This window comes from Cellulomonas sp. A375-1, from assembly GCF_001040865.1.
In the GTDB taxonomy this organism is placed as follows: domain Bacteria; phylum Actinomycetota; class Actinomycetes; order Actinomycetales; family Cellulomonadaceae; genus Cellulomonas; species Cellulomonas gelida.
This window is the reverse complement of sequence record NZ_LFKW01000153.1, coordinates 48,816-60,572: the sequence shown is the minus strand read 5'-3', so window position 1 is coordinate 60,572 and position 11,757 is coordinate 48,816. Positions and strand designations below refer to the sequence as shown.

Genomic DNA, 11,757 nt, shown 5'->3' with positions numbered 1-11,757 from the left:
GGGCCGGAGGCAGGCGGGGCGGCCTGCCTCCGGCCCGGAGGTCAGCGTCGTCGTGCGAGCACCACCGCGGCGCCGCCGCCCAGCAGCAGGAGCACGGCGAGCAGCGCGAGCAGCCCGGCCTCGGTCCCGGTCACCGCGAGCGGCTTCGCGTGGACCGGCACCGTCACCGAACCGGTGTTGTTCTCCGGGTCGGAGTCGTCCGCCGCGCTCGTGACCGACGCGGTGTTGGTGACGGTGCCGACGGCGGCCGAGGACACCAGCACGCTCAGCCGGATGTCGAGCGACTCACCCACGTCGAGGCCGTCGAGCGTGCAGGTGACCTTCTGACCGTCGGCAGCGCACGCCGCGCCACGCGCGGTGTCGAACGTCAGACCCGCGGGCAGGACGTCCGTGACCGTGACCGGGCCGGGGTCCGGGGTCGGGCCGGCGTTCGTCACGGTGAGCACGTACGTGCCCGACGAGCCGACCTGCAGCGCGTCCCCGTCGAACGTCTTGGTCAGTCGCAGGTCGACGAGCGCGGCGAGCTCGAGCGCGTCGTCGTCGGTCGCCAGCGAGATCCCGTCGGCACCCGGCGTCGAGGAGTGCACCTCGACCACGTTGACGACGCCCGGGAACGCGGCCGCCCCGACCAGCACGTCGATGTCGATCGTGGGTGCCGTGCCGCCCGGCGCGAGCGAGTCGGTCGTGCACAGCACGGGGGTGCCGTCCGCGGCGAGGTCACCCACCACGCAGCGCCACACGGAGTCGTCCGCCCGCACGCCCGTGACCCGCAGTGACGCGGGCACCTGGTCGAGCACGGTCACGTCGGCCGCGGCCGACGGACCCGCGTTCGACACCGCGAGGTGGTACGTCAGGGTGCCGCCCACGCGTCCCTCACCGCTGTGCGTCTTCACGACGGACAGGTCGGCGTGCGTCCCCATCTCGGCCGAGACCGAGTCGGTGTTGTCCGCAGGACTCGGGTCGGGCGTCGAGGACGTCACGGTCGCGGTGTTGACCACGTCCCCGGTGAGCGACGCGTCGGCGACGACCTCGAGGTCGAGGTGCACGAGCGCGCCGGACGGCAGGGGACCGTCGAGCTCGCACTCGACGAGCGTCGTGCCCGAGCACTGCCACGCGCCCGACGACGAGTCGAGCAACCGCCCGAACGTCAGGCCGGTCGGCAGCGTGTCGGTCACCATGACGTCCCGCGCGTCCGACGGGCCGAGGTTCGTCACCTGCAGGCGGTAGACGCCCGTGGCGCCCGCGACCGGTGCGGTCACGACGCTCTTGACGAGCGCGAGGTCGGCGGACGCGCCGGGCGTCACCGTCGCGTCGTCGGTGTCCGGCTCGGAGCCCGTGCCCCCGGCCCCGCCGCCTCCCCCGCCCGGCGCGGCCTGCGGCGTGCGGCCGGGCTGGACGGTCGCGACGTTGACCAGGTCACCGGTCGCGCTGCTGCGGACGGTCGCCGTGACCGTGAGGTCCGGCGCCGGGCCGACCGGGAGGTCGCTGTCGCGCTCGCACGTCACGGTGCCGTCGTCGGTCGTGCACGCCCAGCCGGGGCCGGACGCGGTGGCGTCCCGCACGTCAGCCGGGAGCTCGTCGACCACGACGATCGGTGCGGTGGCGTCCGCACGGGACGTGGACGGCCCGTGGTTGGTGACGGCCACGCGCCAGGTGATCGTCTGGCCCGCGACGACGTCCGCCGGGTCCGTGACGAGCTCCTTGACGAGGCCGAGGTCGGCGACGCCGGTCACGGTCACGTCGTCCGTCGCGACGTCGTCGAGCGTGGCGTCGGCGGGCTGGCCCGTCAGGCCGGGGGTCACGACGGCGCGGTTCGTCACGGTGCCGTCGAGGTCGGCGTCGAGGAGCACGGGGACGGTGACCGAGGCCGTCGCGAGCGCGGCCAGCGTCGTCGGACGCGTGCACTCGACCACCTCGTGCGTCGCCGTCCCCACGGTCACCGGCGTGCCGGCGACGCACGTGAAGCCGCCCCCGGTGATCGGGTCGGAGTCGTCGAGCACGACGCCCACGGGCAGCGTGTCCCGCACGACGATCGGGTCGGCCGCGGTGGCCCGCGAGTCCGACGGGCCGCCGTTGGTCACGGTCAGGGTCCACGCGAACGGCTCACCGGCGACGGCCGTGCCCGTGTGCGTCTTGGTCAGGCCCAGGTCGGCGGACGTCGTGATCTCGACGTCGGCCGTGTCCGGGTCGGAGTCGCCCGACAGCGGCGAGGACGCGATCGCCGAGTTCGTCACCGTGCCCGGGTCGGCCGCCGCGGACACGACCGCCACGATCCGCAGCGTCGGGGCGTCGGCGTGCGCCGCGAGGCCGACGGTCCCGTCGCCGAGCGTGCAGGTGACCTCCTGGTCGTCGTCGTCGCAGACCCACGCGGGAGACCCGGTGGTCGACGACGAGTCGAACGTCAGGCCGGCGGGCAGCGTGTCCGTGACCGTCACCGGGCCGAGCACGTCGGACGGGCCGTCGTTCGTCACGACGAGCCCGAACGCGGCGGTCTCGCCGGCCCGGACCGTCGCGGCCTCGGCGGTCTTGACGATCGACAGCGTTGCCTCGGTGTCCACCGTGATCGTGGCGTCGTCCGAGTCCGTCGTCGGGCCGGAGCCGTCGACGTCGGGCGTCGTGGAGGACGCGGTCGCGGTGTTGGTGATCGTCGCGCCGTCCGCGACGCCCGAGCGCACCCGGGCGACGACTGAGATCGTCACCGGACCGTCGGACTCGAGCAGGTCACCCAGCGCGCAGCGGACCTCCTGCCCGGTGATCGTGCAGGTGCCGTCGGCCCACGACCCCGAGACGGGCACGAGTCCCGCGGGGAGCGTGTCGACGACGGTCGTCGCGGCGGCGACCGAGGGTCCCGCGTTCTCGACGACGAGCGTGTACGTCACGCCCGTCGCGTCACCCGCGACGACGGTGGCGGCCGAGGCCGTCTTCGTGATCGACAGGTCGGCCTCGCGCACGATCACGACGTCGTCGCTCGCGGTGTTGCTGTGCGTGTCCGCGCCCTCGTCGAGCGTCGGGGGTCCCGCGACCGTGGCGGTGTTGGTGATCGTCGCGGCAGCGGCGGTCGCCGGCACGAGCACGGGGATCTCGATCTCCCACGTGCCGTTCTTCGCCAGCCCGCCGGTCAGGGTGCACGTCACCGGCTGGGCGCCCGACGGCTTCGTCGTCCCGACGGTGCACATGCCGCCGTCGGGCGTCGGGGCGCCGTCCAGCGGCAGCCCGGCCGGGACGTCGTCGGTCACGACGATCGGGCCCGGCGCGTCCGACGGGCCGTGGTTGGTCACGGTGAGCGTGAACGTCGTGCCGGTCCCCGCGCTGACCGTCGGGTCCGGGTGCGTCTTGGCCAGGCCCAGGTCGGCGTGCACCGTGGCGCCCGTGGACACGTCGTCGGTGTCCTGGTCGTCCAGCCAGTCGGAACCGACGACGGCCTCGTTGAGGATCGCGCCGGTGCGACCCGAGGCGATCGACACGTCGAACGTGAAGGTCGAGGCCGCCGCGGCGCCCACGCCGAGCACGTCGCCGAGCTCGCACGTCACCGACGTGGTCCCGGTGCAGGTCCAGTCGTCGTCGGAGTCGACACCCCCGGCGTAGGTCAGGCCGGTGGGCAGGTCGTCGGTCACGACGACGCCACGCGCGACGGACGGTCCCGCGTTGCTCACCGTGATCGCGTACGTCCCGGTCGACCCGGCGACCAGGTCGCCGACGATCGTCTTGGTGATCGTGAGGCTCTCGGCGTGCGTGATCGCGGTGCTCGTCGAGTCCTCGTCGTCGTACGTGTCCGTGCCCTGGCCGGTCACGGGGGTGACCTCGGCCTGGTTGACGAGCGGACCGTCGGCGGCCACCAGCGACGCCGAGACGCGGCCCGTGACCTCGACGGAGAACGACGCCCCGCTCGCGAGGTCGCTCGTGCGCGTGCAGGTCAGCGTCCCGCCGCTCGGCGCGGTGCAGCTCGCGCCGCTCGGGACGACGCTCGTGACGCTCACGCCCGCGGGCAGGGCGTCACTCACCACGATGGGCGTCGCGAGCGAGGCGCGCGAGACCGACGGGCCGCGGTTGGTCACGGTGACGACCCACGTGGCGAGCGCGCCCGCGTCGACGGACGACGGACCGGTCTTGACCAGCTCGAGGTCGGCGACCGTCGTGACGGTGGCCGTGCTGGTGGCGGAGTCGTTGCTCGGGTCGGGGTCGTAGGTCGCCGCGGTCACGGTCGCCGTGTTCGACGCGGTGGTGCCGGACGCGACGCCGGACGTGACGCTCGTCGTCACCGTCAGGGTCACCGACGCGCCCGAGGCCAGGGGCGCGCTGAGCGTGCAGTCCTGCGCCGGGGACGTGGCGGTCGACCCGGGCGCCGCGACGCACGTCGCGCCGGTGCCCGCGATCGAGACGAACGCGACACCCGTCGGCGGGGGCCCCATCGCGTCGTGCACGACGACGCCGACCGCCGGGTCGGGCCCGTTGTTCCTGACGGTGACGGTCCACGTGTTCGTCGAGGTGCCCGCGACCCACGTCGAGGCGGTCTTCGTGACGGACAGGTCCGCGGCGTGCAGGCGCGCCGTCGCCGAGCCGCCGGTGCCGAGGTACGTGCCGTCACCGTCGTCGTACGAGTCGCCGCCCACGGCATCGGTCACGTGCGTGACCGCGACGGTGTTGGTGTGCGCCACGGCCGAGCCCGACGACGAGGCCGCGGCCGACGTCGGGGTCGCCCGGTAGCGCAGCGTGGCCGTGCCGCTCGCCGCGAGGCGCGTGCCGGTCGGCAGCACGTTCGACCAGACGAGCGTGCTCGTGCCCGTCGGGTCGTCCAGGTCGACCGCGGTGCCCGCGCCGACCTGGATCGTCGCGCTGTCCGCGACGTACTGCCAGCCGGTGGGCAGGGTGTCGGTCAACTCGACCGACGCCGCGGGCGCGGTCCCGGCGTTCGTCAGGGTGACGGCGTAGGAGACCTCCTGGTCGACGACCACCGGGTTCGCGGTCGTCTGCGACTTGGTCGCGTTGACGCGCGGGAACTGCGGCGTGACTCCGGCGGTCGCGGCGACGGTCGGCCCGTACGTGCGTCCGTCCGTCGCGAGCGACGACCACGACGTGACGCGCGCCGAGTTCGTCAGCGCCGCACCGGTCAGCGAGTCAGCGGGCGCGAGCCGCGCCGGGAAGGTGTAGGTCACCGACGCGCCGCTCGCGAGCGTCGGGGCGGTCCACGTGACGGTCCGGGCGCTCGCGTCCCACGTCCCCCCGCCGACGGTGTCGCCGTCGACCGCGGGCACGTTCGAGGCGGTGAGCGGGACGACCCCCTGCGGGACCGTGTCGACGACCGTGACCGCGTGCGCGGTGACCGCGCGGCTCGTCGCGGTGGAGCCCGAGGCCGTGACCGTGTAGGTGAAGGTCTGGCCCGGCTCGACCGTCGCGTCGTCGACGGACTTCGCGACCGTCACGAGCGGCTCACGGATGGCGACGGACGCCGTGCCCAGCGTCGGGGCTCGGTCGAAGCTCGTCGTGCTGGTCACCGTGCGCGTCGCGTCGGTCTGGAACCAGCCGACGCCGAACGCGTTCGGCGCGCTGCTCCCGGCCGCCAGCGCGCCCGCCGGGTCCACCGTCGAGGCGAGCTCGATCGTGATGGTGCGCTCGGTGGCGATCGCGGCGAGGTCCCCCAACGGCCACACGAGGCGTGTGCTGCTCCCGGAGGACCCCGTGATCGGCGTCCCCGCACACGTGGTCTGCCAGGTGGTGTCACCCCCGGTGCACGTGATCGTCGCGCTCGCCAGGTCGGGAGTGAGGCCGGCCGGCAGGACGTCGATGACCGCGGCGTCGTAGTAGTTCGCGTTCGCGGGGAGTCTCGCCACGAGGGTCCACGTGACGTCCTGGCCGGGCACGGCCCAGCTGACGTCGCTCGTCTTGGTGCCCGTGGGGCTCGCGAGCTGCACCGTGCCGGTGTCCGTCGCGGACAGGACGCGCTCGGCGGTGGCGTCGTTCGCGCCGTCGGCGAGAGTCGAGGCGGTCACGGTGGCGGTGTTCACGAGCGACGCGCTGCCGCCCGCGTCGATCGGGATGACGGCCTGGTACTCGATCGAGGTCGAGCCCGACGAGAGGACGTCACCGACCGCCCAGGTGATCTGCGTGCGGTTGGTCGCGCACGGCGAGCCCGTGCCCGCCGCCGACGTCAGGCCAGCGGGCAGCGGCGTCACAGGGGTCATCCCCACGGGCAGGCAGTCGACGACGACCGTGTCGTGCGCCGGGGGCCGGTTGGTCGCGGTCTGCGCGGCGGTGAGGCGGTAGGTGATGGTCTGCCCAGTGCCGACGGGAAGCGGGTCGACGGGCGCTCCCGAGCCGTTGAGCGGCGACTTCGTCACCGAGACGGTCGGCAGGACGACGGTGGCCGCAGCCGACGCGGTGCCGCGCAGCACGTCGGTGGTCGCCGCCGCGGTGTTCCGGCTGCGGAGCTCGGCGGTGTTCGTCAGCGTCGAGCCGTGCGTGTTCCCGGCGGCGTTCGCGACGCGCGCGGTGACCGTCACCGACACGGTCCACGCGGTCGTGCTCGGGTTCGTGTACACGGGCGGCAGGGACAGCGCGCCCGTCGTCGTGTCCAGGCACGCGACGCCGGCCAGCGGCGTGCACGTCCCGCCGGAGCCCGAGCTGTAGGTGCTGACCGTGGCACCCGGCACGCTGGAGCTGACGACCGTGAGGCCCGTGAGCCGACCGCCGGTCGGCAGCGTGTCGGTCAGCGCGCCGCGGAACACCGTCGTCTTGGCCGGCACCGTCGCGGAGTACGTGTACGTGACGGTCTCGCCGACGGTCGCCTGGGTGGCGGCGTTGTTGCCCGCCTCGGTGACCGAGGTCGAGTCGATCGTCTTGCCGACGACGCTGCCGGGCAGGAAGACGGACGCCGACGCGTTCGCCGCGGGGGCGTTCGGTGCGGTCGGGTCGGCCAGCGAGCCGCTGGGCTGGTAGACCGCCGACGTCGCGCCCGCGCGGCCGTCCGTCGTCGGCACGGTGTAGGCGACGATCGAGGCGTTGTTGGTGTGCGACGACGAGATCGACAGCGGCGACGGCACGCGCACCTGCACGTCGTACGTGACCGTCTCACCCGCGGTGAGCAGCGAGTCCGCGCCGAGCGCGGTCCCGGAGAGCGTGACGCGCAGGACGGAGCGGCCGGTGGTCGACGTCGTCGCGCCGGCGGCGCACGTGACACCCGCGGTCACGACGTCCGCGCACGTGAAGCCCGTGGGCAGGGCGTCCCACAGCTCGACGGAGTCGACGGGGTGGTCGCTCGCGTCCGCCGCCGTGCCCGCGTGCGCCACCGACAGGCGGTAGGTGACGACCTCTCCCTCGTGCGTCCGCTGGTTCGCCGACGTGCCGGACTCGGCCGTCACGGTCTTGGCCAGGGTGAGGGGCGCCGCCGGGGCGACCGCGAAGTCGACCTGCGTGCGCTGCGCCGCGACACGGTTGTCGGCGTCGCGCCAGCGCATCTTCGCGAGGTTGCCGAGGATGTCCTTGCCGCTCGGCTGGGTGTCCGTGACGCGTGCGACCACCTGGAACGTGGCGGAGCCGGCGGCCGGCAGGTACCGCGCCGAGCCGATCGTGTCGCCGATGGTCCACGCGGGCTGGCCGGGGGTCTGGGTGATCGTGAACGCCGACGAGGTCGCGGCGACGCGCGCGTCGACGAACTCCGTGCCCACCGGCACGAAGTCGCGCAGCGAGACGTCGCGCAGCGCGACACCCGTCGCCGCCTCGAGCGTGATCTGGAAGCAGACGAGGTCGCCGAGCCGCACGACGGGCTGCGCGCTCGTCGACCACAGGGGGCTCGTCACCGCGGGGCACGAGGCCGCCCCGGCGATCGCGGTACGGGACGCGTTGGGCCACACCTGCTTGACGAGCGTCGGGCCCTTCGACGAGACCGAGGCGGACGACCCGTTCTCGACCGGCTCCGCGCCGGTCTCGGGTGAACCGCTGACCGGGGTCGTCGTCGCCGTGAGCGACGCGGAGTTCGTGAACGTCTCACCCGTCGCGGTCGGCGAGCCGTCGGCGTGCGTGCTGCGCATGAACGCGTCGTACCTGACCTGCGCGGTCCCGTTCGCCGCCACGTCGGGCACCTCGAGCGTGAGGGTCGTGGTGCCGTCGGCGTGCATGACCGCGCTCGTCAGCGTCGCGCCGACGACCGCGCGCCGCGGCAGTGCGGTGCAGTCGGCGGGCCAGCCCGCGGGCACGGAGAAGCCGGTCGGCAGGTAGGCGCACATGCCGTCGGGCAGGGTGTCCGTGACGACGATCGTCGACGCGTCCGTGTACTGGCCGACCCGCACGTCGAGGGTGAAGCGCGTGCTGTTGCCGCCCGTGAAGCTGCTCGCGTCGGCCGACTTCGCGAGGGCGACGTCGAGCACCTGGACCGTGTGCTCCGCGCTCGCCGAGGCGGCGCGGTCGCCCGCCGACGCCACCGCGCCCTGGTAGGTGCCGGTCACGTCGACCGTGTTGGTCGCGGCCGTCCCCGTGGGCTTCTGACGCAGCGACGGGCCGTCGAACTGCGAGGTGCCCGGGTTCAGCTCGGTGTAGCCCGCGGCGGCGCGGTACCGGATGGTCGTCGTGCTCCCGGCGGCCAGGCTCGGGAACGCCCACCCCACCACGGTGTGCGCGCCGGACGCGTCGGACTGCACGCTCTGGCCCGTGAACGTGGCGCACCCACCCGGCGCGCTGACGGACTCGCAGCCCAGGAAGTGCAGCGCGGCGGGCAGCACGTCGCGCACCACGACGTCACTGACGGGGCCCGACGGCGCGACGCGCACCGTGAGCGTGTACTCCGTCTGCTGGTCCTCGAGGCCGCGCAGCAGCTCGCTCTCGGACGACGGCTCGGACTTGGTGATCTCGAGCGGCGAGACGCGCGTCTGCGCGGTGTCGCTCGCGCTCGCGTCGGCGACGTGCGTGACTCCGCTCGTCGCGACCGTCACCTTGGGGACGATGCGCTCGTCGGCGCTGCCCAGGACGCGGCTCGGGACGACGACGGTGCTGCCCGCGGGGAAGCGCGCCTCGTCCAGGTCGAGATCGAAGCCGAGGGACACCACGCCCCCGGCGGGCAGGTCGGTGACGTTGGACCAGACGAGGACCCAGTACGACGAGCTCGGGTCGGCGGGGTTCGGGACGACCTGCTGCGCGGTGGGCTCGCCGGGCGCGCCGGGGCCCGACGCGGGCGTCGCGGAACCCGCGACGTAGGTCGCACCGGGAGGCAGGGTCGCGACGAACGTGAGGTTGTACGCGATGTCCGCCGCCGCGCCCGTGTGCTCGGCCCGCAGCGCGATCGTCGCGTCCTCGCCCGCGAGCACGCTCGCGGGCGTCGCGCCGTGCCCGAGGCTCAGCGTGCCGGTCGCCGCCTGCGCGGGCGCCGCGGTGACGACCCCGGAGGCGACCGTCGCGACGGCGCCGAGCCCCAGGACGAGTGCCAGGGACAGGAGCGCCGCGATGCCGCGGCTGGGGGTGCGATGGCGCACGCTGACCTCCGAGAGACGTAGTCTCCGGGAGCGTAGAGGCGCGTTGTTGCAGGTCAGCGGCCAGAACCGGGACGGTTCCCGACGAAGCGTCACAAAAAGCGGCGCGCGCGTCCCACGAGTTGGACACTTGTTCATGTCGCTCCCGCGCGCGTTCACCCGATCGTGCGCGGTAGCGTCGGCGTCCATGGCAGACAAGCCCTCCACGCCGATGCTCGCGAAGCTCGTCGGCCTCGCCGCCGCCGGCCTCGCGGCCTGGGTCGCCACCCAGGTCGTCAACCAGTCCTGGCAGGCCGCGCGCGGTCACAAGCCCCCCAAGGCCGAGGACCCGGGCGACGCCCGGCTCAGCGAGATCGTCGTCGCCGCCGCGCTGACCGGCGCCGCGGTGTCCATCGCCCGGACCTTCGCGACGCGCGGCACGGCCAAGTTCGCGGCACGCGCCAAGAGCGACCCGAACCTGCCCGACCTCACGCGCTGACCGGCGCGCGCGGCGTCCGGTCAGGCGCCGGTCTCGCCGGCCCTCGACCGCGCGCCCGCGCCCGTCGGCGCGCGCCGGCCGGTCGTCGCCCGGTCGTCAGGGACGCAGGTCCGGCGCCTTCGTGATCCCGAAGACCTCGCGCATCGCGCGGCGCGCCGCGAACCACCCGCCCAGCCCGTGCACGCCCGGGCCGGGCGGCGTGGACGACGAGCACAGGTACACGCCCTCGCGCCCCGTCGCGTACGGGTCGGGGCGCATCGTCGGACGCGCGAACATCTGCCGGATCGAGACCGCGCCCGCCGAGATGTCTCCGCCGACGTAGTTCTGGTTGTGGTGCGCCATCTGTGCCGCGGGCACGCAGCGGCTCGCGACGACGACGTCGCGGAACCCCGGCGCGTACTGCTCGATGTGCGCGGTGACGGCCTCGGTCACGTCGACGTCCGACCCCGCGGGCACGTGCGCGTAGGACCACAGGGGGCGCAGCCCGCCGGACTCGCGCGTCTCGTCGACCACCACCGGGTCGCTCACCAGCGTCATCGGACGCTCGGCGTGCCGACCGGCCGCGACGTCCGCCTCCGCGGCGGCCATCTGCGCGCGCGTCCCGCCGACGTGCACGGTCCCCGCCCGAGCGATCTCCGGATGGGTCCACGGCACCGGACCGGACAGCACGAAGTCGACCTTCGCGGCCCCGTCGCCGTACCGGAAGGAGCCGAGCGCCCGACGAGCCCGCGCGGGCAGCTCGTCGCCGAGCACCTCGATCACCGTGCGCGGCGTGGTGTCGAACAGGTAGGCGTGCGCGTGCGGCAGGTCCGCGACCGTCCGCACCGGCTGCTCGGTCAGCACCCGACCGCCGTGCGCCTCGAGGTCGGCGCGCAGCGCGTCGGTGATGGCGCGCGAGCCGCCGCGCGGGATCGACCAGCCCTCGCCCGCGTGGGCCAGCGAACCGAGCAGGAGCGCCGTGCCCGCTGCCGCGAACGACGGCAGCGGCGTGATCGCGTGCGCCGCGACGCCCGTGAGCAGCGCGGGCGCGACGTCGCCGGTGAAGCGGCGGTCCCACGCGCGCGTGCCCTGCTCGAGCACCGCCAGGCCGAACGCCGCGGCGGTCGGGACGCCGCGCGGCACCAGCCCGGGCGGCAGGCTGCGCTTGTCGCCCAGCGCGACGCGCACCACGTCCTGCCAGTGCTCCGAGAGCCGCCCGACGAGCGAGCGCCACGCCGGCCCGTCGGCGCCGAGCCCCTCGACCGTGCGGTCCAGGTCGCGGTACGCCAGGCCCGCGCGGCCGTCCGCCAGCGGCTGCGCGTACGAGATCTCGGGCGTCAGCAGCTCGACCCCCCGCGCAGCCAGGTCGAACCCGCGGAAGAACGGCGACGCCCAGGCCATCGCCTGCACCGCGGAGCAGATGTCGTGCACCACCCCGTCGGCCAGGCCCAGGTCGAGCGTGCGCGCGCCGCCGCCGATCGTCGGCTGCGCCTCGAGGACCGTGACGTCGAGGCCGGCGCGCGCGCAGGTCACGGCGGCAGCCAGCCCGTTGGGGCCCGCGCCGACGACGACGACCTCCGTGTGTCCCTCGCCGTGCCCGCGCACGCTGCCTCCCGCTGAGTGTCTGCTGACGCCGCCCGGCGTCTGCCGCGTGCGACGTCCGAGCTCGTCATCGCTCCCACGGCCATCCAACCACCGGCTGCAGGGCACCGACCGGTCAGCGGGCGGGGTGCACGCGCTCCATCCGGTCGTGCAGCCGGATGACCGGCACGTCCCACAGCCGCAGGTCGTGGTCGGTCCGCCACGTGCCCTCGTCGTCCGCGTCCACCGGAACCGCTCCCCGAT

At 74.6% G+C, this 11,757-nt stretch carries 3 protein-coding genes; 1 reads left to right on the top strand and 2 read right to left on the bottom strand.

Going from position 1 to position 11,757, the window contains the following annotated elements; genetic code table 11:
- Window positions 1-41 precede the first annotated feature (41 nt).
- Window positions 42-9,458 (bottom strand): DUF11 domain-containing protein, encoded by a 9,417-nt coding sequence (locus CWIS_RS16635; RefSeq protein ID WP_048344453.1) that lies wholly within the window; start codon window positions 9,456-9,458, stop codon window positions 42-44.
- Between the two features lie 184 nt (window positions 9,459-9,642).
- Between CWIS_RS16635 and CWIS_RS16630 the strand changes: the two genes are divergently transcribed.
- Complete coding sequence (locus CWIS_RS16630) at window positions 9,643-9,933, top strand: DUF4235 domain-containing protein (RefSeq protein WP_048344452.1); 291 nt, start codon at window positions 9,643-9,645, stop codon at window positions 9,931-9,933.
- A gap of 96 nt (window positions 9,934-10,029) precedes the next feature.
- Here CWIS_RS16630 and CWIS_RS16625 read toward each other — a convergent pair whose 3' ends face one another.
- The gene (locus CWIS_RS16625) at window positions 10,030-11,517 is read right to left on the bottom strand and encodes an NAD(P)/FAD-dependent oxidoreductase (RefSeq protein WP_048344451.1); all 1,488 of its coding nucleotides are present in this window, start codon (window positions 11,515-11,517) and stop codon (window positions 10,030-10,032) included.
- Window positions 11,518-11,757: the final 240 nt, after the last annotated feature.

Excerpts from the sequence above, each read along its gene's own strand:
- CWIS_RS16630 (WP_048344452.1), top strand. The coding sequence starts at position 9,643 with ATGGCAGACAAGCCCTCCACGCCGATGCTCGCGAAGCTCGTCGGCCTC.